This window comes from Gordonia aquimaris (assembly GCF_026262595.1).
Lineage (GTDB): Bacteria > Actinomycetota > Actinomycetes > Mycobacteriales > Mycobacteriaceae > Gordonia > Gordonia tangerina.
Map to the genome: position 1 here is coordinate 35132 of NZ_JAPKFM010000006.1, position 21150 is coordinate 56281.

Consider the following 21150-nt stretch of genomic DNA (forward strand, 5'->3'; position numbering starts at 1 on the left):
ACCGACAGGAAGAGCCATGACCGTCAATCCCGCGTCGCCTGGCACAGCCACCACGGGCGACCGCCCGCTCTGGCAGCGGTCGGTGATCATCATGGCCGCGATCACCGCACTGATGTTCGTGATCGAGGGGATTGACGCGGCCACCAATTACGATCTCGACCAGGCGGGTATCGTCCCGCGTCAGGTCGACGGGCTCGACGGCATCCTGTGGGCGCCGTTCCTGCACGACGACTGGGCTCACCTGTTCGCCAATCTGGTGCCGGGACTGGTGTTGGGCTTTCTGCTGCTGATGACGCGGCGGTTCGTCATCGTCACCGCCATCGTCTGGTTGGTGTCGGGTCTGGGTGTCTGGCTGTTCGCGCCGCCGTACACGGTCACCGTGGGTGCCTCCGGGATCATCTTCGGCTGGCTGACCTACCTGCTGGTGCGCGGGTTGTTCAACCGCGACATCTGGCAGATTCTCGGCGGGGTGGTGTTGTTCCTCATCTACGGCTCGATTCTGTGGGGAGTGCTCCCGACGAATCCGACCGTGTCGTGGCAGGGGCATCTGTTCGGTGCCATCGGTGGCATCCTGGCCGCCTGGTACCTCGCCGACAGAGACCGTCGCAAGGCCAAGAAGTCTGCGCCCCAGCAGTTCCCGGGGGTGCGCTCATAACGGCACAACAGGCCCCCATCGGCATCTTCGACTCCGGTGTGGGTGGTCTGACGGTGGCCCGCGCCATCATCGACCTCCTGCCCGACGAGGACGTCGTCTACATCGGTGACACCGCCAACGGTCCCTACGGCCCGTTGGCGATCCCCGACATCCGGCGGCACGCCCTGGCGATCGGCGATGACCTGGCCGAACGGGGGGTGAAAGCGATTGTCATCGCGTGCAACACCGCCTCGGCCGCCTGTCTGCGCGATGCCCGCGAACGCTACGCGCCGATTCCGGTGGTCGAGGTGGTCCTGCCGGCGGTGCGGCGTGCGGTGGTGGCCACCAAGACGGGACGCATCGGCGTGATCGGGACGCAGGCAACGATCGCCTCGCGTGCGTACCAGGATTCGTTCGCCGCGGCCCGCGACGCGGAGATCACCGCCGTGGCGTGTCCGCGTTTTGTCGACTTCGTGGAGCGCGGGATCACCAGCGGGCGCCAGATCCTCGGTTTGGCGCAGGGCTACCTCGAACCGCTGCAGCAGGCCGACGTGGACACCGTGGTACTCGGGTGCACCCACTACCCACTGTTGTCAGGGGTGATCCAACTCGCGATGGGCGATCAGGTGACCCTGGTGTCCAGCGCCGAGGAGACCGCCAAAGACCTCTTCCGGGTACTCACCGAGCTCGATCTGCTGCACCCGCACGGCGATCGCGATGCGGTACGTGAGTTCCGGGCTACCGGCGACCCGGAGTTCTTCGCCCGCCTGTCGACCCGCTTCCTCGGTCCCACGATCGGACAGGTGCAACACCTGTAATTCGTGAGCAGATTCTCAGCTCGCGCCCAGACCATCGTTGGACACTCGTGACCCGTAGCCGGACATCGCGGCGCCGCGGCGTGGCACAGTAGGGCGTATGCGTCTCACCGTCCTCGGCTGTTCCGGAAGTGTGGGCGGGCCCGGGAGCGCCTGCTCGGGATACCTCGTCGCCGTGGATGGACAACGACCGGTCCTGATGGACTGCGGACCCGGGGTCCTCGGTGAACTGCAGAGCCGCGTCGATCCCGTCGACGTCGACGTCATGCTCAGTCATCTGCACGCCGACCATTGTCTGGATCTGCCGGCCATGCTGGTGTGGCGTCGGTACGCGCCGAATCCGGCCGGCAACCGGGCTCGCCTGTACGGGCCGTCGGGCACCGCGGTGCGCGTGGGGGCGGCGTCGGCCGAGGTCGCCGGCGAGGTCGACGACATCTCCGACACCTTCGACGCGGTGGAGTGGCAGGACCGCGTCGATGTTGAGCTTCACGGTCTCACGGTCACCCCCGTCCGGGTGAACCATCCACCCGAGACCTACGGGCTGCGGGTGACCGGGCCGCAGGGGCAAGTGGTGGCCTTCAGCGGCGATACCGGGATGTGTGACGAGGTGGTGGAGGTCGCCGAGGGAGCCGACGTGTTCCTGTGTGAGGCCACCTGGACACATGCACCCGACGAGCGGCCACCGAACCTGCACCTGTCCGGGTATGAAGCCGGTCAGATCGCGACGAAAGCCGGTGTTCGCAGCCTGGCGTTGACGCACCTCGCGCCCTGGTTTGATGCCGAGGAGATTCTCGCGGAGGCGAGGTCGACCTTCGCCGGGCCCGTCGACCTGGTGCGGCCCGGACGGGTGTTCGACCTGGTCGAGTGAGCGCGCTCCCGCCTCGATCGGCGCGGGAGGCCGATCGTTACAGTTGGATCCGTGACCACACGAGCTGACGGCAGGGCCGACGACGAACTGCGACCGATCACCTTCACCCGCGGGTTCACCTCGCATCCGGCGGGGTCGGTGCTGGTCGAATTCGGCGACACCCGGGTGATGTGTACGGCCAGCGTCACCGAGGGCGTGCCGCCCTGGCGGCGCGGTTCTGGATTGGGCTGGCTGACCGCCGAATACGCGATGTTGCCGTCGTCGACTCATGAGCGCTCCAGTCGCGAGTCGGTGAAGGGGAAGGTGGGTGGCCGCACCCACGAGATCAGTCGGCTGGTGGGGCGCTCGCTGCGAGCGTGCATCGACCTGGCCGCCCTCGGAGAGAACACGATCGCCATCGACTGCGATGTGCTGCAGGCCGACGGCGGAACCCGAACCGCGGCGATCACCGGCGCCTACGTCGCGCTCGCCGATGCCGTCACCTATCTGAAGGCGGCCGGGCGACTGAAGGACCCGCAGCCGTTGTCGTGCATGATCGCCGCGGTGAGCGTCGGCGTGGTGGACGGCCGGGTCCGTCTCGACCTGCCGTACGAGGAGGACTCCCGCGCCGAGGTCGATATGAACGTGGTCGCCACCGACGCCGGCACGCTCGTGGAGGTGCAGGGCACCGGTGAGGGCGCCACCTTCCCGCGCGCCACCCTCGACAAACTGCTCGACATCGCGATGGTGGGCACCGACAAGCTCTTCGAGGCGCAGCGCGAGGTGCTGGCCGAGCCCTATCCGGGCACCTTGCCCAGCCCGTCCTGATGTCGACAGTGCTGGTCGCGAGCCGAAACGCCAAGAAGCTCGCCGAACTGCGCCGCGTCCTTGACGGTGCCGGTATCACCGGTGTCGACGTAATCGGACTCGATGCGGTCGCCGAGTACCCGGAGGAACCGGAAACCGGCGCGACCTTCGAGGACAACGCGCTGATCAAAGCCGTCGCTGGTGCGCGCGCGACCGGAATGACCTGTCTGGCAGATGATTCGGGATTGTCCGTGGACGCACTCAACGGTATGCCGGGGGTGCTGTCGGCACGATGGAGTGGTCGCCATGGTGATGATCGGGCCAACAACGATCTGTTGCTGGCTCAGATCGGCGACGTGCCCGACGAGCGTCGTGGCGCCGCCTTTGTGTCGGCATGTGCGTTGGTGACCCCGTCCGGCGGACAGACCGTGGTCCGCGGCGAATGGCGCGGCACCCTGTTGCGGGCGCCGCGGGGCGACAACGGTTTCGGATACGACCCGTTGTTCGTGCCCGATGATGACGTGGCCGCCGGCCGGTCGTCGGCGGAATTGTCGGCCGCCGAGAAAGACTCGTTGAGCCACCGCGGAAAAGCGTTGGCGCAGTTGGTGCCCGTCCTACGGTCGCTGGCCGGCTGAGATCGGCCCGTCGTCGGCGCCGCGATGTACGGCAAGCATCCTGGCGACCGAATCCGGCCAGCGAAAGCCGCTCGCGCGTCGGCGGGCCGCCCACTCCCGTTCCGGTCGGGGTAGTTCGAGGACCTGTTCGATGGCGGCGGCGAATCCGGCGGGGGTGTTGTGGGCCAGCGCACCGCACGTGGGATCCACCAGGCCGGCAACGGCGGACGAGCGTGACGCGACGACGGGTGTGCCCGACGCCAACGACTCCAACGCCGAGAGACAGAAGGTCTCGTGGGGGCCCGGTGCCAAGGAGATCTCGGTGGTCGCCAGCAGGGCGGCGACCTGCCGACGATCGGCGACGTGACCGAGGAAGGTCACCGGCAGGCCCCGGGCGGCGCGTTCGAGCGAGGGACGGCGCGGCCCGTCACCGGCCACGACCAGATGCACCCGGCGCCGTGCGGAGTGGAGTTCGGCGATCGCTGCGATGCTGCGGTCGGCGCGTTTCTCCGGCGACAGCCGTCCGCAATGGGTGATGAGTGTGGTGGTGTCGTCGGCGTAGCGCGCGCCGACATTGGGGTCGGCATGGCGCGGATCGAATACGTCGAGGTCTACGCCTAGTGGAGCATGTCGGACATTGGTGGCGCCGATCCTCCCGAATTCCGCCGCGGCGAAGTCAGTGGTACACACCACGGCATCGAAGGAGCGGGCGGTGCGTCGGTTGGCCTCGTCGGCCATCGACCGGGCCGCGGCACGGGGCAGCACCATCCCGAAAAGTCGATCCAGGCGTTCGTGCGACACCATCGTCGAGTGGACGTCACGCGTGCGTGCCCACTGCCCGAAGCCCCGCAACGTCAGGCGATCCGACACCTCGAGGGCGTCGGGGCGCATGTGCCGCAGAATGTCGGCGACCCGGCCGGGAGGTGCCACCCGGTACCCGCCCGACATCGGGAGCCGCGGCGCACGCACCGACACCCGATGCACGCCGCTGGCGAGGGTCTCGGCGCCGTCGTGAGCCCCGGGCACCACCAATACGACCTCGTGGCCGGCGGCCACGTAGCCGGCGCCCCAACGATCGACCGCCGTGCGGAGTCCACCGGATCGGGTGCCGTAGAAGTTGGCCAACTGCACGATGCGCACGCGCTCAGTGTTGTCCGCAGCGCGTGAACGCACGACGACGACGGGGTCACGCGATGGCGATCACCTGGTGAAGCTCTGGCGACTCCGGTCCATCGGAGGCGCCGACGAGCTCGCGCGCGCCGGCTGATCACACGCGCGTTACGTTGCGCGCGCGAAAGGGAATCGCACGCGCGAGAACGTCACAACCCGTACTGGGTCTTCACTTCCTTGGTCCGGACGTGTTCAAACCAGAAGGACAGGAACGGGATGGTGCCCGCGATACAGGTGAGGATGATCTTGCCGAGCGGCCACCGCACCTTGATGGCGAGGTCGATGGTGAAGATGAGGTAGACGAAGTAGACCCAGCCGTGCACGATCGGAACGAAGTCCAGTGCGTCGACGTCGAAGCCGTACTTGAGCACCAGTTCGGCGACCAGCAGCAGCAACCACAGACCGGTGATCCAGGCCAGCACGCGGTAGCGCAGCAGCGCACCACGAACCTTGGCCACGGGCGTTCCGGTGGTGGGGTCGGTCGTCTCGGTCACCTCGGGCGTTCCTCACTGCTCTTCTCGGATGTGTCAGACCTGTCCAGGTCGGCCAGATAACTGTTGTACTCGGCCAGCGTGGCGTCGTCTCCCGCCGACGATGCGCCGGTCAGCGACGACGCGCTCGGGGTCGAGGGCCGATCCGGCAGGATTCCCGCCGGGATCTCGGTGGGTCCGCTCGCCTCGTTGGCCGCCTTGCGTTGTTCGTCGGGGTCGCCCTCCAGCACCACGAAGCGTCGGTACGCCCACAGCACGGCTACGGCGAAGGCGGGCCACTGCAACGCATAGCCGAGGTTTTGCGCCGTGCCCGACGACGACTCGTAGCGATCCCACTGCCACCACGCGAGCGCCAGGCACGCGGTGGCGGCAACGACCACCAGCGCGATGAGCGCCGGACGATGTCGACGTCCGGGGGTGGCGGAACCAGATGACATACCATCGACGGTACCTGGCCAGCACTGATCGTCCCACGGGCGGTAGGCTGTCTCGGGCGCCGGTGTGGCCGGCGACACGCGCGAGTGGCGGAATTGGCAGACGCGCTGGATTTAGGTTCCAGTGTCTTAGGACGTGGGGGTTCAAGTCCCCCCTCGCGCACCACCGGTCGTCGCCCCCGACGATGCGGCCTCAGGGTTTCGTGCGTCCCGCCACATGGTGTCGACGGCAGAGCGCTCGGTACATGACCGGTCCGTCGCCGGTGTCGCCGACCGCGACCACCTCTCCCGTGCGGGCAATCTGTCCGTCGACGATGCGCGCGTTCAGAAACGCCGGCCGCCCGCACCAGCACAGCACGATCGCCTGCATCCGATGCACCTCGTCGGCGATCTCGACGAGACGAGCCGAACCGGAGAACAGTATCGACCGGAAGTCGGTGAGCAAGCCGAAGGCGAACGCGTCGACGCCGCAGTCGTCGACGACCCGCGCCAGCTGCTCCACCTGCTCGGGCGTCAGGAACTGGGCTTCGTCGCACACGAGGTAGTCGAGTGGGTCGTGGAGGTGCCGATCGGTGACGATGGCGTACACGTCGTCATCGGCCCCGAGTGCCAGAGCCTGCGCGCGCAGGCCGATGCGACTGGTCACCACCGGTTCCGCGCTGCGGTCCATCGTGGTCAGCAGTAGCCCCGATCGTCCCTGCTGCCCCTGATTGAAGTGGGTCTGCAAGGCGAAAGTGGACTTCCCGGCGCCCATCGGCCCGTGATAGAAGATCAGCTCCGCGTCACTCGCCGTCATCGACACGATGATGCCGCACACACCGCCGGCGTGCGCGGCATCATCGATCTGGTCCATCAATGGTCAGTGCTGCACTCGCGACCGGGTGACGAACCACAGCGCGCCCAGCGCGAACACCAACTCCGCTGCGGTCGTCGCCATGAGCACTGTCATCTGCGAGCCAGCCATTGTGCCCGTGTCCTCGCCCATCGCGTCGGGGACCGCGGTGGCCATGCCGTGGTGATGTTGGTGCACCCCCGCCGAACCCGACCCGCCCATCGCAGTGAGATGGATGGCTAGCATCGCCGCCGCCATCACCGCCGTGGTCGCCCATGCCGGTGCCGACGGTGTCCGTACCAGATGCACACCGCAGGCCACGCAAGCGATGGTCATGGCTACCGAGAGCACGTCGGCGAGCGGTCGGAGATGGCCGAGTGCGCTCAGATGTGCGCCCGCGGAGACGAGCGCCATCAGCAGGGCCATCACGCCGGCGATCCGCGGACCGCGGGTGGCGCGGACAACGGGTGCGGCGTGACCGACGGCCACGAGGTCAGCTGCCATGACCATGGCAGTGCTTGGCGGTGGTCGGCGGAACGTTCATCACCGGGCTCGCGTCGCTGAAGTTGTAGGGCTTGAGCGTGAAACCGGCGTAGTCGGTCGGCATGATCGGCCAGTCCTCGGTACGCGGGAAGTGGGTCAGACCGAAGGTGTGCCACACGACGATGTCCTCACCGTCGAGGGAACGGTCGGCCGACTGATAAGCGGGTAGGCCGCCACCCATAGCACTCTGATTGACGAAATCGCCTGCCGCATAACGCTCCTTGGCGTCATAGCGAGTCACCCACAGCTGTTTGGTGGTGAATGCGGCGCGCCCGGCGATCGACGATGCGGGGTCGGCCAGCAGGGTCGGGGTCTGCTCGGCGTGCAACGCATAGGCGGGATGATGGCCCATTCGGCCGGTCTTCTCGGTGTTGAGAATGTGCCAGGTCCGGCCGGTGGCCGCGTTGGCATCGCGGGCACCGTCGGCCTCCGACCCGATCCGGGTCTTGGCGACGGTGAACGCGTTGCCCCACGGATTACCCTCGCCCATGGGCACTCTCGCCGCCTCGACCTCCTCGACGGCGTTGCGCACACCGTCCACCGCCATGTCCAGCCGGGCACTGAACAGATGCTGGTGGTACGGAAGTCCCAATCCGGGTGCCACCAGGCTCTGGTAGTCCGAGCCCTCCTCCGGGTAGGCGGCGGTGAACGCGATGCCGGTGAGCTTGGCCTCGAGTTCGATGGTGCCGTCGAGGTAGAGGTACCAGTAGAAGCCGTAGTCGTAGTTGCCGACTGTGGTGAAGAAGCTGATCACCAGGCGTCGTTGCCGGCGTACCTCGCTCATCCCGGTGAAGATGTCGGTGTGCTTCCAGAGGGTGCCGTAGTCCTCCTCGTGCATGCAGACTGCGTTGGAGATGGTGCGTGGGCTGCCCTGCTCGTCGGCCAGGGTGGCGTCGAAGTAGTAGATCTCTCCGAGGCAGTCGCACCCCAGCGTCAATTCGTTTGCGTAGCGGCCGAAGACGTATTCGCCGGTGTCGAAGTAGTTCTGCCAATACCGGTTCGGCGACGGGTCACCGTAGGGCACCACCATCTCGTTGATGGACGCGCGATACATCACGTCGCGCCCCTGGTAGGTGAGCTTGCGTAGGATCAGGCCCTCGCGCTGATCGTAGGAGATGTCGAGGCTCCAGTTGGTCCACTCGATGTGCTCACCGTCGACGGTGAAGCTGGGGCCCTCGGGTTGGGTGATCTCGATCGGCTTGAGCCCCTCCAACGGCGGACCGGCGACCTCGGGGGTGTCGAAGTTGCCCGACTCGGCGGGCACGTCGAAGATCCGGTAGTCGACGAGGTCGACGATCTCGGGGTTGATGATGTCGACGTAAGCGCACAACCCGTCGACGGGGTGCGCCCACGGCAGATCCTTCTCGTGGTCCTGCACGAAGGCGAAGGACCGGATGATGCGGCGGCCGGCCTCGTTGGGATTGTCGTAGGTGCCTGCCGACAACGGCACGGCGACCGTCTTCGTTGGATCGACGCCGCGTTTGCGCAGCGCATCGTTCCACTGCGGTTCGCCCGCAAGGAATTCGGCGACGATCTCGAACTCGGCGTCGAGGATGGGGAGTTGTCCGACCTCTGCGTCGACGTTCTCGACGCCGAGGACGGTCGCGTCGGTCAGCGAGACGATCGCATCGGTGGCGGCGCCAGAGGCCATGTCGAGCATCATGACCCGGGCCCGGCGGCCGGGGGTGGGTCCGTCGCCGGCCTCATCTGCGAGGACCTCGGCCTTGTCGGGCTCCTCGAGTCCGACGTACACGAACCGGGTGGTGGTGGCGACGTGCCCGGCTTCGGTGAGGATGCTTCGCGCCGAGATGATCTCGTCGGCGGTGAGACTGGACAGCGGGTTGGTGACGACAGTGGGGGTGTTGTCGACTGCGGTCATGATTGGAGTTCCTTTCCGGAGATGGAGTGCGAGCGGGGATCGAAGTCATCACATGGCGATCGCCTCGGTGAGTGCGCCGTAGGCGACCGGGTCGCGGCGTCGGATCAGCAACGCCTGCCCGACGCCGATCGCCACCGCAGCCACGACCAGTGCGATGAAGAGGTCGGCGAGGCCGGCCGAGCCGCCGATGAGGGTGGGGAAGTTCGCGACCACGACGAGCAGGATGCCGACCAGCCCGACCAGCCCGATCACCGGCGCGATGGCCGTCTGCCAGAGACCGGCATCGGTACGGTGGCGGCGAAAATAGGCCAGCACCGCCAGACAGGTCAGGGCCATCAGGACCACGATGCCCAGCGTCGCGACGCCGGAGAACCAGGCGAACACCTGGAGTTCCGGATCGAGCCCGCACGCGGCGAAGACGACGATCAACGCCGCGGCCGTGACGCTCTGCACCAGCGACGAGCGGTGCGGGGAGGCATGAGTCGGATGCACGATACCCAGTCGCGACGGCATCGCGGTGGCACCGGCCATTGCATGCTGGTAGCGCGAGATCACGTTGTGGAAGCTGAGGATGCACGCGAACAGGCTGGTGATCAGCAGGACGTTGATGGTGGTCGACGCCCACCCGCCCAGGTAGGTCTCCGCGGTCGCCATGATCATGCCGGACGGGTCGGCGGCCGCGGCCTCGACGACATTGTCCGGGCCCCAGGCCATCACGAGTGCCCACGAGGAGAACGCGTAGAACGTGCCGATGAGTGCGACGGCCACATAGGTGGCTCGGGGAATGGTGCGGTCCGGGTCGCGGGCCTCGTTGCGGAAGATCGCGGTGGCCTCGAAGCCGATGAAGCCGGCGACCGCGAACATCAATCCGATACCGGGGGCTCCGGAGAAGATGGCGTCGGGGGTGAACGATTCCAGCGACAGCCCCTGGTTGCCGCCCTGCACCATGATCGCGATGTTCAGGATCAGCACGATCCCGATCTCGGCGATGAGCAGCACGCCGAGCACCTTGGAGCTGAAGTCGATGTTTCGGTAGCCGAGCAACCCGGTCAGTGCCGCCACCGCGAGGCTCAGCACCCACCATGGGATCGACGGGCCGCCGAGGTCGATGATCGCTGAGTTCAACAGGGTGCCGATCAGTCCGTACACCGCGGCCTGCACCATCGTGTACGTCAGCAGCGCCAGATGTGCGGTGCCGAGGCCGAGGGGCCGTCCGAGGCCATGGCCCACGTAGGTGAAGAAGGCGCCCGGCCGGGGCAGGTGGCGGGCCATGGTGGACAGGCCGACCGCGAACAGCAACAGCACGATCGCGGTGACGACGAACATCGTCGGGACACCCGGTCCGTTGCCGAGCAGGAAGGCGATGGGTACGCCGCCGCCGACGACGGTCAGCGGTGCGGCTGCCGCGACGACCATGAAGACGATCGCGCCGACGCCGAGCGAACCGGTCAGCGAACGAGAAGGTGTGCCGGGGGATGTGGGTGCGGCGATGCCGGCGGCATCGAGTGAAGCCATGGAGGTCTCCGGGAGTCTGGCCGAGGAGGCGCGGAACGGGAACCGACCGAAGTCGTGCGGGCAGCGTCGCCCGCTGGTACTGAGCATCCGGGCCTGGTGTCGCCCGTTGTTTGCCGCGGCGTAACAGAACACGATGGTCCGGTGGAACTCCGTGGCGCCGGCAGACCCACTCGACGTCACGGCGAGCACATCACCGGGAAACCTGCGCGAAACAGGACCGGCTTAGCGTCCGCGTCTGTGTCCGGACCATCTGCTCGCCCACGTCGCGGCCTCGTCCTCGGGGCGCGCAACCGGTTGTCCGGATTGGATCGTCGCTCCCTCGGCGTGACGGACGTCGTCGCGCACTCGGTGGCGGTCATGGCGCCCTGCGCGGCCGGCGCCACGATCCCGATGCTCGTGATGGAGGCCGGTGCATCGCTGGTGTGGAGCGTGCTCGGAGCAGTTGTCCTGGCTGGTCTGGTCGCGATTGTATTGCGCGAGTTCGCCTCGCGCATGGCGGCGCCGGGCGGTCTCTACACATTCGCCGCCAAGGGACTCGGACCTGTGGGCGGCATCGTCACGGCCATCGCGATGGTGCTCGGGTACGGCGCACTGGGGGTCTTCGCCCTGAGTCAGTCGGCCTTCTTCACACTGAGTCTGCTCGGCAGGGACCATCCTTCGTCGATCGAGGTCGGGCTCGCGGTGATTGTGCTCGGCGCTGCGATCGCCGCGACGCTGGTGCGCGGCATCCGATTGTCGTCGCGGGTGGGTCTGATCACCGAGGCGGTGGCCGTCACCGTCGTGCTCGCCGCGATCGCCGTGCTGCTGACGCGTCATTCGGCGTCCCTGGACCCGGCGTCGATCGTCGCAGCCCCGAGCAGCGTGGGCAGTCTGTGCGTCGGCATCGCGATCGCCACCTGCGGTCTGATCGGCTTCGAGAGCGCGACCACGGTGTCGGTGGAAGCGCAGCGTCCGTTGCGGGTCGTGCCGGCGGCGATCATCGTGTCGCTGTTCCTCGGCGCGCTGGTCGTGTTGATTGCGACGGTCGCCCAGGCGGCCGGGACGTCAGTCCTGGCCGCCGTGTCGGCATTGAGCGACGGCAACTTCGACGTGATGGCGGATTCGGTCGGGGCCGGGTGGGTGGTACCGATCATCAACGTCGGCATCATCGCATCATTTGTGGCCTGCACACTCGCGACGACGACCTCGCTCGCACGCACCCTGATGTCGCTGGCGCGCGAGGGGATCGTCGACCACCGGCTCGGTCGGACCCGTCCGCGATTCAAGACGCCGGCGGTCGCGATCCTCGCATCGGTCGCGGTGATGAGTGTGGTGGCCGCGGGTGCCGCGATGTTCGGCGGATCAGCGGAAGCGGTACGCAGTTCCATGGCCGCGACACCCTCGATCGGCTTCATCACCGCCTACATCGTCGTCGGTATCGCCTGCCCCCTGTTCTTGCGGCGAACGGGCGAATCGCGACCGGGCATCACCGTGATCGCGGTGACCGCGACCGGACTGTTCGGGGCGGTGCTGGTCGTGTTCGTGGTGATCAGTTTCGGCACCGACCGGGCCGGCGGCGTGATCGCGGCGCTGTGCTGGTATGTGGTCTCGGCGGTCGGTGCACTCGCGTTGTGGCGCGCCCGTCCCTGGGTGGTGGCCCGCGTCGGTATCCACGAGACTCCGGTGCGGGCCGATGTGTGGCGCGGTCATCGTCGACCGGAGGACGCGACCTTGGCCGGCCCGCGGCACTCGGGTCCGACGTGAGCCCGGCGTTCGGCGGCGACTCGTCGTCGCGGTCGGTGATCAACGCGCTGCGCCTCATCGAGGAGGTGGCCGATCTGGGACCGGGAGTCACCGCGGCCGAGTTGTCGCGCAACCTCGGCCTGTCGAAGTCTGCCACCTATCGCTTGGTCAACCTGCTGTCCCAAGAGGAGTACCTGGTCCGCACACCGGATCTGGGCGGGTTCGCGTTGGGCGCCAAGATCGACGCGCTGATCGGTATCGCATCGCAGCAGTCGGTGCCGGATCGGCTGCGCGAGGTGATCGACGAGGTGCGCTCCGGGGTCCGTTTCGGCGTACACCTGTTCGGGGTCCAGAGCCCGGGGACGATGCGAGCCCGGCTCGCGCTGCTCGACATCGACCCCGACTATCCGCTGTCGGATCCGGCGCGACTGCTGCACGAGCCATCGGCGTCGGCGGCCGGACGACTCATGGAGGCCGTCGGCTCCGGCCATCCGTCGGCGGCGCCGGATCACGCGTCCCAGATCGGATCGTTCGTCCCGAACTTCGGGTGCCTGGCGGTCCCGGTGTGGGACAGAACCGGTCAGCTGATCGCGGCGTTGGCGATTGCTGCGCCCGCCAAACACATCGAGCATCCTGATGGCCTGCTGCGGGTGCTGTCCGGACCGGCCAGGTCGGTGGCGGCGATCATGGTCGGCGAATGATCTCGATACGCACGCTCGCCTGGTGGCTCGCGGGCTGCTCGATCGTCACCACCACAACATCATTCACCAGGAAACACGATCCCGACCTGCGCTCTGATGCGATCCATGACATCGAGCGTCTCGATGACGTCGGCAGCCGGGTGGACCCCGGAGTCGGCTGCTCCCGCGGCGATCCGTCGGGCAGCGTCCACCGCGGAGAAATGCAGCCCGTCTGTGTGGGTACCCGGCTCCTCGTCGTGGACGAGCACGTCGCCGGTCCGCGGCACGAGCCGGAACGGCCCGGGCTGATAGAACGGCCCAGGCAGTTCCAGGTAAGCGTCCTCGCCGGCGACGAAGGCCGTCGTCGGCGTGTTGGACAGAATCGTCGTGTGCACCAACGACTGGCTGCCCCCGACGTGTCCCAGCGTCGCCGAGACCTGGCCGTTGAGTTCGTCGTTCGCCGGTTGACCGATGGCCGACACGGTAGCGACGTGACCAAGCGTCCAGTAAGCGAAGGCGATCGGATAGGTGCCGAGGTCGAGCATCGGTCCACCTGCCAATGCGGTGTCGTAGATGCGGTGGTCGGTGGTGAAGAACTCGCCGTGATCGGCGGCGACCGTGCGGATCTCGCCGAGCAGGCCGTCGGCGAGGATCTGACCGAGCGCGTCGAACTTGGGTAGGAAGCGGGTCCACATCGCCTCACCGGCGAAGACGCCGGCGTTCTGGGCGGCCGTGAACACCTCGCGCGCCTGACTGGCGTTGATACCCAGGGGCTTCTCGATCAGCACGTGCTTTCCTGCGGCAATCGCGTCCAGTGCGCAGCGATGGTGCTGTGGATGCGGGGTGCTGACATAGACGATCTCGACGAGCGGGTCGGCAAGCAACGACTCGTACGAGCCGTGAGCCGCCTCGACCCCCATTCGCCTGGCGAAATCATCGGCGCGCTGGGCGGAACGCGATCCGACCGCGACGACCTGCTGGGTGGTGTTCTCAATGAGGGCTTCGACGAAGCGCTGCGCGATCCACCCCGGACCCATGACACCCCAACGTAGTACCGGGGCGGTCATGGGATCGAGGGTGCGAGGTGCGGGCAACCGTGTCAGCACGTCAGCCCCGGTACTTGGCGACGTAGTCGGTCATCGCGGACAACTGGTAGCGCGAGACCTCGTGGGCATTCTCGTTCTCCGCGAACACACTCGAGACCATGACCGTGTCGTCGCGATCATAGAAGCCGATCTCACCCAAGGTGCCGAAGAATTCGTCCCAATTGAGGTCGCCATCGCCGATCTTGAGGTGCTGATGTACGCGCACCGCATTTCCGGGCGGATTGGTGATGTAGCGAAGACCATGAGAGGCATGATGATCCATGGTGTCGGCGACATGCACCAGGCGCAGCATGTCACCGGCGGTGGTCATGATCTCGGCCATGTTCCCGCCCATGTGGAAGCTGTGGCAGGCGACGTACACCAGCCCGAAGTTCTTCGAGTTGATGCCGCGGATCATCCGGATGGCGGCCAGGCCGTCCTCGACGAAATCGTCGGGGTGCGGATCGATCCGGACGTCGATGCCTTCGCGCTCGATGATCGGCACGAGTTCTTCCATCGACCGGTAAAAGGCCCGTTCGGACTCCTCGGGCTTCTCGGGGCGGCCGGAGAACTCGGTGTTCATCACGTTGACGCCGAGCTCGACGGTGATCTGAATCGCCCGTTTCCAGTAGCGGACTGCGGCCTCGCGGGCGTCCTCGTCGGGCCCCGACCAGCGCAGCACCGGCAGCACCGAGGCGATGCCGACGCCCGCGTCGGCGCAGGCCTTGCGGAACTTCGCCACCAGGGCGTCGTCGGCCTTGGGGTGATTGAAGAAGGGGATCATGTCCACGTGCGGCGTCAACTGCAGGTACTCGTAGCCGAGATCGGCAACGACACCGGGCAATTCGAGCAGTGAATGGCTGTGGTGGAACGGGGTGGGGTCGAGTGCAACCTTCATCGTCGGGACTCCTCAGCGTGGTCAGCGGAAGCGGACGGCCGGAACACCGCAGGAGCCCAGGTACTTCTGGGTCCGCTGGGCGATGGGCAACGGGGATTCCGGGGAGCAGGGGTACATGTCCTGCTCGACGATCGCGAAGATGTCGACGTCGAGGTCGGCGACCGCCTCGAGCAGCGGCGGCATCTCCGGGATGCCACGAGGCGGTTCGGTCATCGCGCCCAGGCGCACGGCCTCACCGAACGGCAGATCGTCGGCGGCCACCTTGGCGCGCACCGTTTCGTCTACCTGCTTGAGGTGCAGGTAGCCGATCCGCTCGGGGTGGTTGCGGATGATGGCGAGATTGTCACCGCCGCAATAGCTCACGTGACCGGTGTCGAGGCAGAGGTTGACGAACTCACCGTCGGTGTTCTCGAGGAAGCGGTAGATGTTCTCCTCGGTGTCCACGTGACTGTCGGCGTGCGGATGATACTGCGCACGCACACCGTACTTCTCGAACATCGCCTTGCCGAGTTCGTCCATGCCCTCGGTCTTCTTGCGCCACTGCTCCTCGGTCAGGTCGCGGTCCTCGAGGACGTCACCGGTCGCAGGATCGCGCCACATCTCCGGGATCACCACGACGTGCTTGCCCCCGACCGCCGCCGTGAGTTTGGCGACGTCCTCGATCTGGGTCCATACCGCGTCCCACGAATTGTCCTGATGCAGGTGCTCGAAGACAGTGCCGGCCGACAGCTTCAGTCCACGCTCGCCGAGTTCATCGAGCAGTTGCTTCGGGTCGGTGGGCAGATAGCCGAACGGGCCCAGCTCGATCCACTCGTAGCCCGATGCCGCGACCTCGTCGAGGAATCGGGTGTACGGGGTCTGCTGCGGATCGTCCGGAAACCAGACGCCCCAGGAATCCGGTGCGGAGCCGACGACGATGTTGCTCATGTGGTGTATCCCTTCGGTGGGTCGGGTCGATCAGTGCGTGGTGACTGCGCTGGGCGTCACCGGGTAGGTGATGGTTTCGCGGTTGCCGGTCCGCAGCGAACGCGCGGCGGCCTCGGCGATGGCCTGCGCCTTGAGCGCCTCGCCGAGCGTGGGGCCGATGTCTGCGCCGGTGGTGAGGGCCGCGAGGAAATGATCGAGTGCGGCGCGGTAGGTCGGTGCGACACGCTCGAACCAACCGGCATGCAGCCCGTCGCCGACTAAACGGCCGGGCCCGTACCGGGATACCGATCCGATTGGGCGGCGGCCGGATTCGATCATGCCATCCGAACCGAGAACCTCGATGCGTTCGTCGTAGCCGTACCCCGTTCGCCGTGCACTGTCGATCTGCACGAGTGCGCCGCTGGGCATCCGTAGCGTGACGACCGAGGTGTCGACGTCGCCGAGTTGGGCCATTCGCGGGTCGGTGAACACGGACCCGGCAGCGAACACATCGACCGGGTCCTCGCCGGTGATCCAGCGGGCCAGGTCGAAGAAGTGCACGGTCTGATCGCGCATCTGACCGCCGGAGGTCGCGATGTAGTCCAGTGGCGGAAGCGACGGGCCGCGGGAGGTCAACTGGACGAGCTCCACTCCGCCGATCTCGCCGGTACGGACCGACCGGTGCAACTCGCTGTGATCGCGATCGAATCGTCGGTTGAAGTCCACCATGGCCGCCACGCCGGCCGCGGTCACCCGCGCCACGGTGTCGATTGCATGTGCCAGATCCAGATCGATCGGCTTCTCGCAGAAGGTGGGCAGTCCCGCTACAGCCGCGCGACGCAGGTGGTCGGCGTGGGTATCGGTCGACGATGCGATCAGGACCGCGTCGACCTGGTCGGAGTCGTAGATTTCGGCGTCGGTGAGTCGGTCAGTTCCCATCCGGTCGGCGAGGTCACCAGCCCGGGCAGCATCGATGTCTCCGACACCCACAAACCGCACCTCGGGGTGCTCGGCGAGGTTCCGCGCATGCACCGAACCGATGAAGCCGGCGCCGACGAGAGCGATGCGTACCAATTGGGACTCCTGTGTGAGACAGTTGTGGGACATGGCTGGGACCGGTCCCAGCCACCATACGTGGTGTGGATCACGGAGGCAATAGGATGATCGATCGTGAGTGAGAACGAAGCGGAGATCGACCTCGTCGGCAACCGGCGACCGGCGACGATCCGGGACGTCGCCGCTCATGCGGGGGTGTCGAAGTCGGTGGTGTCACGCGTGCTGCGCGATGAGCCGAATGTAAGTGCGGAGCGGCGGGCGCGGGTCCGCGACGCGATGGCCGAACTCGGGTACCGGCCCAACACCATCGCCCGCGGACTGTCGGAGTCGCGCAGCGGCACGGTCGGCGTGGTAATCAACGATCTGCGCAACCCCTGGTACGTGAGCCTTCTCGAGGGCCTCGCGACGACTTTCGACGCCGTCGACATCGCGCCGTTGTTGGTCGACAGTCGTCTGGACCACCAAGTCGGCCGCGATACCGTGGAGACGCTGCTGTCGCGGCAGGTCGACGGGATCGTGGTGGTCGGCACCACCGACGCGCGGGTCGACGTGGAACGGGCGGCGCAATCGATCCCCGTGGTGTTGGCGGGCACCCTGGAGCCCGACCTGCCGACCGTGGACATCGCGGTCGACGACGATCGGGTCGGTGCGCGCCTGGCGACCGAACATCTGCTGGCACTGGGACATCGCCGGCTGGGCCACATCCAGGGGCCCGGAATGGTCGGCCGGCTGCGCCGCGAGGGCTTCGAGGAGACGATTGCCGCGGCGGGTACTGCCGACGAGTGCGAGGTGGAATACGGCGGGACCACCGAGGAGGGGGGATATGCGGCAACGGTACGCCTACTCGACTCGGCGACGCCGCCGTCGGCGATCCTGGCGTTCAACGACATGGCCTCGCTGGGGGCGATGTCGGCCGCCGACGATCGCGGATTGTCGATACCGCGCGATCTGTCGTTGATCGGCTACGACGACACGCAATTGGCTAGTCTGCGGCACATTTCGTTGACCTCGGTGGACAACGGCAACTTCACGGTCGGCGCGCAAGCGGCCAAGTTCTTGCTGCGGCGGATGGGCAGGCTCGACGCCCCGCAGCAGATCTATCGGCATACGCCGCAACTAGTGGTGCGACGCACCACGGCCGAGCCGCGGTGAATCGCGACTCGGCCGTGACGTCGATTGTCAGCCGCGAGCGTGCCAGGCGGCGGCAACCAGCGCGGGCTGGCCGAACAAGCGGATGAATCGCTTTCGATCGGTGTCCAGCCCGAAGGCATCGATCTTGTTGCGGTACTGATGGATGTTGCCGGGGAACACCGCCACGAAGAACGCGGCGGCGACGGTTCCGATCATCCGGCGATGCTTCGGCAGTGCGATCAATCCGGCGCCGAGGGCGATCTCGGCGACCCCGGAGCCGACCACGGTCAGGTCGGGGTCCAACGGCACGAAGTCTGGCACTTGGGCCTGGAACTCCTTGCGCTGGAAGGTGAGATGTCCGATGCCGGCGGTCGTCAAGATGGTGCCCAGAGTCAGTCGTGCGGCTCGCCGCGACGTCGGTTCATTGCTCGGCAGAATGGAGGCCATGGTGCCCTTCCGGTCAAAAGTGTGTTCGGGTGATCAGTCTTCGGCCACGGAGAGTGAGACCTCGATGTTCCCGCGGGTGGCGTTGGAGTACGGGCACACCTCATGCGCCTTGTCCACCAGTTGGCGAGCTTCGGGTGCGCTGACGGCGGGCAGGATCACCTCGAGTTCCACGGCGAGCTCGAAACCGCCGGAATCGTTGGAACCGAGGGAAACCCGAGCGCCGACCGAGGAGTCGGTGACGTCGGCGCCGGCCTGTCCGGCGACCAGACGCAGCGCACTGTGGAAACACGCCGCATACCCGGCGGCGAACAGTTGCTCGGGATTGGTGCCCACCCCCGACCCGCCCAATTCTTTGGGCATGTCCAGGTCGAGATCGATTTTGCCATCCGATGTTCGTGCGTGACCGTTGCGGCCGTCTCCGGTGGCGAGTGCCTCCGCGGTGTAGATCGGGGTCATGTCGTGCGTCCTTTCGTGGGTTCGTCGAGATGTCGACGGAGCTCGTCGGTGAGTTGATGCAGGGTCGAGCGCAGTTGGGCGAGATCGTCTGTGTCTAAGGCGAATTCGTCGTCTCGTTGGTTTTCGGCCGCCTCCGCGATGGCCGCGGTCAGCGAGTCGTAGACGCAATCCGCGCGGGCTCCGAGTGCGACTCCCTCGGGGGTGAGGGCGACGGTGACCGAGCGCTCGTCGGAGGAGGACCGCCGCCGGCTCAGGTATCCGAGCGTCTCGAGCCTGCGGAGCAGGGGGGAGACGGTCCCGGAATCCAACTGCAGTCGACGGCACAACCGGGACACGGTGATCTCGTCCTCCTCCCACAGCACCAGCATCGCCAGGTACTGCGGGTAGGTGAGACCCAGTTCGGCGAGCCCCGGCCGTTGCGCCGCGATCACGGCACGCGACGCGGAGTAGAGCGCGAAGCACAGTTGCTCGTCGAGTCGAACATCGGTCACGGATCCGACCCTACACGATTTATGTTGTGCACAACATAGTTGTGGCAGATCTCGGCCCGATGTCAACCAATGTTGACGATCGACGATGGGTGGTGCAGGGTGCTGGGAGTGTCCACCCAGGCGATGCGCAATAAGTATCGGAGATTCGGATGACCGGGCCACACCCACTGGCCGACCACGCCGTCGTCGATCGTCTCGGTAAGGACCTGCAGGCCGCCGGGTACACATCCGAAGGCGTCAATCAACTGATCGGCGCATCCGCCAATGAGGCACTGGGCCGCGGCGTCTGGTGGCCGGCACTTGCCGCCACCCGGGCGGCCCCCGACCACGACGCGCCGCTGGCCACCATCGTCCGGCTGTTCTTGCTCGGTGCCGACGAACCCGCCGATGGTGTGGCGCGGGCCTTTCCGTCGGTGCGTCCCGACGCGCTCGTCGACGCCGGTGTGTTGACGGTCGGCGCCGACGACTCGCTGCGCGCCGCCCTGGACATCCGCCCCCACGCCGATGATGTCCGGGAGTACCTGGTGGTGTCCGATCAGGACTCCGCAGTGCGCGCCGGCCCTGTGGCCGCCGACCATGTCCTCGGGATCGGCGGGGCGTCGGTGTCGTTGGCGCGGGCGGTGATCCGCACGCCGGTGGGAAGGGCCCTCGACATCGGCACGGGCTGCGGTATCCAGGCGCTGCATCTGGACAACCACTGTGACGAGATCGTGGCGACCGACACCAACCCGCGGGCACTCGCGTTGGCCGCGGCTACTGCGCGTCTGAATCAGATGGCCTGGGATCTGCGTGCGGGCAGCCTGTTCGAGCCGGTGGCGGGGGAGCGGTTCGACCTCATCGTCTCCAACCCGCCGTTTGTGGTGGGTGCCGGAGGCCAGGACTACATCTACCGTGATTCGGGGGTTGCCGGAGATGGGCTGTGCGCGGACCTGATCCGGCAGATTCCCGATCACCTGAATCCGGGTGGGACCGCGCAGATCCTGGCCAACTGGGTGGTGCCGCATGGCACCGACTGGCGCGAGCGGGTGCGCGGCTGGCTGGCCGGCACCGACCTGGACGCCTGGGTGGTACAACGCGAGTTCGCCGATCCCATCACCTACATCTCGTTATGGCTCTCGGACGCCGGGGAATCGGCACAACAAGCGGCCGACCGGGGTGCGCGATGGTTGGACTGGTTCGCGGCCAACGGTATCGACGGAATCGGCATGGGCTCGATCACGTTGCGCAGGCGCTCCCGGGACGGCGGTGAACCCGATCAGACGATCGAGGAGATCACCGGCGCCGGCGAGGAGGTGACAGGGGTCGAGGCCGAGGCGTTCTTTGCTCGCCGGCACTACTTGCGCGACATCTCCGACGAACGGTTGCTTGCCACTCGGTTGTCGACATCGCCGGTGTTTCTGGAGGAACAGTGCTTGCCCGGGGGTGAGGGGTGGCAACAGGTCTCGGCGACGGTGCGACGCCCGGGCGGTCCGGGTGCGGTCCTCGCGGTGGACGAGGTCTCGCGGGCGCTGCTGGCCGGGTGCCGGGGACAGGTGCCGCTGGGCGCGCTGCTCGAACTGCTCGCCGGCTTCCATGGAGTGGAACCCGATGCCCTCGCCGTGGCCGCTATTCCGGTGGTTCGCGAAGCCATCGGTCGGGGGATTCTGTACGAGGCGACGTGAGTCGACCACGCCCTTCGTGATGCTCGCAGGCTCGCT

The 21150-nt window shown here is 67.0% G+C and carries 23 protein-coding genes and 1 tRNA gene; 10 read left to right on the forward strand and 14 right to left on the reverse strand.

The features are described from left to right. Positions 1–16: 16 nt before the first annotated feature. The 5 genes from OSB52_RS08150 (at position 17) to rdgB (ending at position 3738) form a co-directional block, all read left to right on the forward strand. Positions 17–655 (forward strand): rhomboid family intramembrane serine protease, encoded by a 639-nt coding sequence (locus OSB52_RS08150; protein WP_235725172.1) that lies wholly within the window; start codon positions 17–19, stop codon positions 653–655. Continuing rightward, positions 652–1452, forward strand: a complete 801-nt coding sequence (gene murI / locus OSB52_RS08155) for a glutamate racemase (RefSeq protein ID WP_235725207.1) — start codon at positions 652–654, stop codon at positions 1450–1452. The genes OSB52_RS08150 and murI overlap by 4 nt, the downstream gene beginning before the upstream one ends. Before the next feature lie 97 nt (positions 1453–1549). Continuing rightward, the gene (locus OSB52_RS08160) at positions 1550–2317 is read left to right on the forward strand and encodes a cyclic nucleotide-degrading phosphodiesterase (RefSeq protein WP_266061198.1); all 768 of its coding nucleotides are present in this window, start codon (positions 1550–1552) and stop codon (positions 2315–2317) included. A gap of 51 nt (positions 2318–2368) precedes the next feature. After that, positions 2369–3124, forward strand: a complete 756-nt coding sequence (rph, locus tag OSB52_RS08165; protein ID WP_235725170.1) for a ribonuclease PH — start codon at positions 2369–2371, stop codon at positions 3122–3124. Then, the gene (gene rdgB, locus OSB52_RS08170) at positions 3124–3738 is read left to right on the forward strand and encodes an RdgB/HAM1 family non-canonical purine NTP pyrophosphatase (protein WP_266061200.1); all 615 of its coding nucleotides are present in this window, start codon (positions 3124–3126) and stop codon (positions 3736–3738) included. Before rph ends, rdgB begins: the two co-directional genes overlap by 1 nt. Here the strand turns inward: rdgB and OSB52_RS08175 are convergent. The 3 genes from OSB52_RS08175 to OSB52_RS08185 form a co-directional block, all read right to left on the reverse strand. Continuing rightward, entirely contained in the window at positions 3718–4857 is a 1140-nt protein-coding gene (locus tag OSB52_RS08175) for a glycosyltransferase (RefSeq protein WP_266061202.1), read from the reverse strand. The two genes, rdgB and OSB52_RS08175, sit on opposite strands and share 21 nt — an antisense overlap. Positions 4858–5036: 179 nt before the next feature. Then, positions 5037–5381, reverse strand: coding sequence for a DUF3817 domain-containing protein (locus tag OSB52_RS08180; protein WP_235725167.1), 345 nt, complete (start codon positions 5379–5381; stop codon positions 5037–5039). Next, a complete protein-coding gene (locus tag OSB52_RS08185) occupies positions 5378–5815 on the reverse strand; it encodes a transcriptional regulator (protein WP_266061203.1) in 438 nt (145 codons plus the stop codon). Before OSB52_RS08185 ends, OSB52_RS08180 begins: the two co-directional genes overlap by 4 nt. A 78-nt stretch (positions 5816–5893) precedes the next feature. Here OSB52_RS08185 and OSB52_RS08190 point away from each other — a divergent pair. Next, positions 5894–5978: transfer RNA gene (locus OSB52_RS08190), tRNA-Leu, on the forward strand. A gap of 27 nt (positions 5979–6005) precedes the next feature. Here the strand turns inward: OSB52_RS08190 and OSB52_RS08195 are convergent. From OSB52_RS08195 to OSB52_RS08210, 4 genes are read right to left on the reverse strand one after another with little or no spacing between them, the layout of a single operon-like run. Next, the gene (locus tag OSB52_RS08195; RefSeq protein ID WP_266061204.1) at positions 6006–6665 is read right to left on the reverse strand and encodes a thymidine kinase; all 660 of its coding nucleotides are present in this window, start codon (positions 6663–6665) and stop codon (positions 6006–6008) included. A gap of 6 nt (positions 6666–6671) precedes the next feature. Next, positions 6672–7148, reverse strand: a complete 477-nt coding sequence (locus tag OSB52_RS08200; RefSeq protein ID WP_266061206.1) for a hypothetical protein — start codon at positions 7146–7148, stop codon at positions 6672–6674. Next, positions 7138–9066 (reverse strand): primary-amine oxidase, encoded by a 1929-nt coding sequence (locus OSB52_RS08205; RefSeq protein WP_266061207.1) that lies wholly within the window; start codon positions 9064–9066, stop codon positions 7138–7140. The genes OSB52_RS08200 and OSB52_RS08205 overlap by 11 nt, the downstream gene beginning before the upstream one ends. A 48-nt stretch (positions 9067–9114) precedes the next feature. Continuing rightward, positions 9115–10581, reverse strand: coding sequence for an APC family permease (locus tag OSB52_RS08210; RefSeq protein WP_266061209.1), 1467 nt, complete (start codon positions 10579–10581; stop codon positions 9115–9117). 237 nt (positions 10582–10818) lie between these two features. Between OSB52_RS08210 and OSB52_RS08215 the strand changes: the two genes are divergently transcribed. Together OSB52_RS08215 and OSB52_RS08220 are read left to right on the forward strand one after the other, a co-directional pair. Further along, positions 10819–12324 carry an APC family permease gene (locus OSB52_RS08215; protein WP_266061211.1) on the forward strand — a complete coding sequence of 502 codons (1506 nt, stop codon included), beginning with the start codon at positions 10819–10821 and terminating at the stop codon, positions 12322–12324. After that, the gene (locus tag OSB52_RS08220) at positions 12321–13004 is read left to right on the forward strand and encodes a helix-turn-helix domain-containing protein (RefSeq protein ID WP_266061212.1); all 684 of its coding nucleotides are present in this window, start codon (positions 12321–12323) and stop codon (positions 13002–13004) included. The genes OSB52_RS08215 and OSB52_RS08220 overlap by 4 nt, the downstream gene beginning before the upstream one ends. 59 nt (positions 13005–13063) lie before the next feature. Here the strand turns inward: OSB52_RS08220 and OSB52_RS08225 are convergent, their stop codons facing one another. Genes OSB52_RS08225 through OSB52_RS08240 form a run of 4 tightly spaced genes read right to left on the reverse strand, consistent with a single transcriptional unit; the run spans position 13064 to position 16946 of the window. Further along, positions 13064–14050, reverse strand: coding sequence for a Gfo/Idh/MocA family protein (locus OSB52_RS08225; RefSeq protein ID WP_266061214.1), 987 nt, complete (start codon positions 14048–14050; stop codon positions 13064–13066). A 40-nt stretch (positions 14051–14090) separates the two neighbouring features. Next, the gene (locus OSB52_RS08230) at positions 14091–14966 is read right to left on the reverse strand and encodes a sugar phosphate isomerase/epimerase family protein (RefSeq protein WP_266061215.1); all 876 of its coding nucleotides are present in this window, start codon (positions 14964–14966) and stop codon (positions 14091–14093) included. Positions 14967–14987: 21 nt separating this feature from the next. After that, positions 14988–15893, reverse strand: coding sequence for a sugar phosphate isomerase/epimerase family protein (locus tag OSB52_RS08235; RefSeq protein WP_266061217.1), 906 nt, complete (start codon positions 15891–15893; stop codon positions 14988–14990). A 30-nt stretch (positions 15894–15923) separates the two neighbouring features. After that, positions 15924–16946: a Gfo/Idh/MocA family protein gene (locus OSB52_RS08240; RefSeq protein WP_266061219.1), complete on the reverse strand. Its 1023-nt coding sequence runs from the start codon at positions 16944–16946 to the stop codon at positions 15924–15926. 96 nt (positions 16947–17042) lie between these two features. Here OSB52_RS08240 and OSB52_RS08245 point away from each other — a divergent pair, with 96 nt between their 5' ends. Next, entirely contained in the window at positions 17043–18080 is a 1038-nt protein-coding gene (locus OSB52_RS08245) for a LacI family DNA-binding transcriptional regulator (protein ID WP_266061220.1), read from the forward strand. 27 nt (positions 18081–18107) lie between these two features. Here OSB52_RS08245 and OSB52_RS08250 read toward each other — a convergent pair whose 3' ends face one another. The 3 genes from OSB52_RS08250 to OSB52_RS08260 are packed head-to-tail and all read right to left on the reverse strand — an operon-like array spanning position 18108 to position 19453. Further along, a complete protein-coding gene (locus OSB52_RS08250; RefSeq protein ID WP_266061222.1) occupies positions 18108–18506 on the reverse strand; it encodes a DoxX family protein in 399 nt (132 codons plus the stop codon). A gap of 33 nt (positions 18507–18539) precedes the next feature. Continuing rightward, entirely contained in the window at positions 18540–18962 is a 423-nt protein-coding gene (locus tag OSB52_RS08255) for an organic hydroperoxide resistance protein (protein ID WP_235725154.1), read from the reverse strand. Then, positions 18959–19453 (reverse strand): MarR family winged helix-turn-helix transcriptional regulator, encoded by a 495-nt coding sequence (locus OSB52_RS08260; protein WP_266061223.1) that lies wholly within the window; start codon positions 19451–19453, stop codon positions 18959–18961. Before OSB52_RS08260 ends, OSB52_RS08255 begins: the two co-directional genes overlap by 4 nt. 149 nt (positions 19454–19602) lie before the next feature. Here OSB52_RS08260 and OSB52_RS08265 point away from each other — a divergent pair, with 149 nt between their 5' ends. Then, a complete protein-coding gene (locus tag OSB52_RS08265) occupies positions 19603–21114 on the forward strand; it encodes a DUF7782 domain-containing protein (RefSeq protein ID WP_266061224.1) in 1512 nt (503 codons plus the stop codon). Positions 21115–21150 lie beyond the last annotated feature (36 nt).

Excerpts from the sequence above, each read along its gene's own strand:
- OSB52_RS08230 (WP_266061215.1), bottom strand. The coding sequence starts at position 14,966 with ATGAAGGTTGCACTCGACCCCACCCCGTTCCACCACAGCCATTCACTG.
- OSB52_RS08205 (WP_266061207.1), bottom strand. The coding sequence starts at position 9,066 with ATGACCGCAGTCGACAACACCCCCACTGTCGTCACCAACCCGCTGTCC.
- OSB52_RS08195 (WP_266061204.1), bottom strand. The coding sequence starts at position 6,665 with ATGGACCAGATCGATGATGCCGCGCACGCCGGCGGTGTGTGCGGCATC.
- OSB52_RS08150 (WP_235725172.1), top strand. The coding sequence starts at position 17 with ATGACCGTCAATCCCGCGTCGCCTGGCACAGCCACCACGGGCGACCGC.
- OSB52_RS08225 (WP_266061214.1), bottom strand. The coding sequence starts at position 14,050 with ATGACCGCCCCGGTACTACGTTGGGGTGTCATGGGTCCGGGGTGGATC.
- OSB52_RS08265 (WP_266061224.1), top strand. The coding sequence starts at position 19,603 with ATGACCGGGCCACACCCACTGGCCGACCACGCCGTCGTCGATCGTCTC.
- rdgB (WP_266061200.1), top strand. The coding sequence starts at position 3,124 with ATGTCGACAGTGCTGGTCGCGAGCCGAAACGCCAAGAAGCTCGCCGAA.
- OSB52_RS08250 (WP_266061222.1), bottom strand. The coding sequence starts at position 18,506 with ATGGCCTCCATTCTGCCGAGCAATGAACCGACGTCGCGGCGAGCCGCA.
- OSB52_RS08255 (WP_235725154.1), bottom strand. The coding sequence starts at position 18,962 with ATGACCCCGATCTACACCGCGGAGGCACTCGCCACCGGAGACGGCCGC.
- OSB52_RS08210 (WP_266061209.1), bottom strand. The coding sequence starts at position 10,581 with ATGGCTTCACTCGATGCCGCCGGCATCGCCGCACCCACATCCCCCGGC.
- OSB52_RS08185 (WP_266061203.1), bottom strand. The coding sequence starts at position 5,815 with ATGTCATCTGGTTCCGCCACCCCCGGACGTCGACATCGTCCGGCGCTC.
- OSB52_RS08160 (WP_266061198.1), top strand. The coding sequence starts at position 1,550 with ATGCGTCTCACCGTCCTCGGCTGTTCCGGAAGTGTGGGCGGGCCCGGG.
- OSB52_RS08235 (WP_266061217.1), bottom strand. The coding sequence starts at position 15,893 with ATGAGCAACATCGTCGTCGGCTCCGCACCGGATTCCTGGGGCGTCTGG.
- OSB52_RS08200 (WP_266061206.1), bottom strand. The coding sequence starts at position 7,148 with ATGGCAGCTGACCTCGTGGCCGTCGGTCACGCCGCACCCGTTGTCCGC.